Annotated in this window: 1 protein-coding gene; it reads left to right on the top strand. The window is 69.7% G+C overall.

Annotated elements, in window-relative coordinates:
* Positions 1-121 precede the first annotated feature (121 nt).
* Positions 122-1282, top strand: coding sequence for a DUF6801 domain-containing protein (locus ABTZ99_RS44950; RefSeq protein WP_499619288.1), 1161 nt, complete (start codon positions 122-124; stop codon positions 1280-1282).
* Positions 1283-1419 lie beyond the last annotated feature (137 nt).

Here is a 1419-nt window from a genome sequence, read left to right as displayed (position 1 = left end):
TTCCACCCCTTAACTTTTTCGGCGGCGTGCCCGTCGACCACGCCACTGGGATTATCGGCCAGGGGGGGGGGGCCGGCGCCGTCGCCGGCCCGCCCCGACGTTTCGCAGGAGAGGACCTGAGATGAGATTGCGGCACCGGGTGGCCGCGCTGGGTGTCACCGCGGTGGTGCTCGGCGGATCGGCCCTGTGGGGCGCGGGCGTCGGCAGCGCGGCGACGGCGAGGCTGACCCTGGTCTACAACTGCCCGTTCCCGTTGATCGGCGCACAGGACATGAGCGTCGAGATCGTGGTCGAGGACCTCCCGGACACCGCGGTGGTCGGCGAACCCATCCCGGAGGCGCGCGTCACCGCCACCGCCACCGTGCCGGAGCTGGCGACGCAGGGCCTGGCGCTCGTCGGCGCGGCGACCGTGGAAGGCACCGCGTCCGCGCAGACCGTGATCGACAACGCCGGGTTGGTGCTCGACATCGTGCCCGACCTGACCGTGGCCAAGACCGCGGTCCCGCCGTCGGGCGAGTTCGACACGGTCGCCACGGGCACCACGCCGTCGGTGAGCTTCCCCTTCGCCGGCACCACGACCATCGACGTCGGCGACTTCGTGACCACCCTGACCCCGCGCACCGCCGACGGTTCGGAGACGGGGCTGGGCACGTTCACCTCGCCGTGCACGCTCAAGCCGGGCCAGTCGACCCGCCTGTACGAGTTCACGGTGCAGTCCGAGGGGACGACAACAACCACCACGACAACGACGACGACGACCGACCCCACGACAACGACCACCACCACGGAGCCGACGACCACCACCGACTCCACAACCACAACAACGGAACCCACCACCACCACGACGTCGCCGACGACCACCACAACCGATCCGACCACAACGGATCCCACCACTACCGATCCCACCACGACGACCACGACGAGTCGGACGACGACCACCACCACAACCACCACGACGACCACTCGTCCGACCACCACGACGACGACCACAACCACCACTCAGCCGACCAGCACCACCACCACGAAACCCACCACCACAACGGTTCCGACGACCACCAGCACGACGACGAGCGCCGGCACCACGACGTCGAGCCCGAGCGCCACGACCACCACGACAACGACGACGCAGGCCGTGGTCCCGGTCGTCAACCACCCGAGCGGCAACGGCAAGCTGGCCGACACCGGGTCCTCGATCACCGGCCCGCTCGTCCTTGGCGGCGCGCTCCTGACCGTGGGCGCGGGCGTGCTCTTCGCCTTGCGCCGCGCCCGCCGCCGGACCTGACGCACCCCTTGCCCACCAACGAGACCGGCCCCCTCCGACGAGCTTGGGTTCTAGTGGTCGTCGCAACACCCCAGTTGGGGAGTTGTGGTGGATTTCGAGATCCGGGATCGGTCGGTCAACCTGGGCGGTCGGCGTCT

This window comes from Actinosynnema sp. NPDC002837, from assembly GCF_040295345.1.
Lineage (GTDB): Bacteria > Actinomycetota > Actinomycetes > Mycobacteriales > Pseudonocardiaceae > Actinosynnema.
The sequence above is the reverse complement of the archived record's forward strand: the minus strand, read 5'-3'. Positions and strand labels throughout refer to the sequence as shown.

Bases quoted from the DNA above. Each gene is read 5' to 3' on its own strand.
- ABTZ99_RS44950 (WP_499619288.1), top strand. From the start codon at position 122: ATGAGATTGCGGCACCGGGTGGCCGCGCTGGGTGTCACCGCGGTGGTG.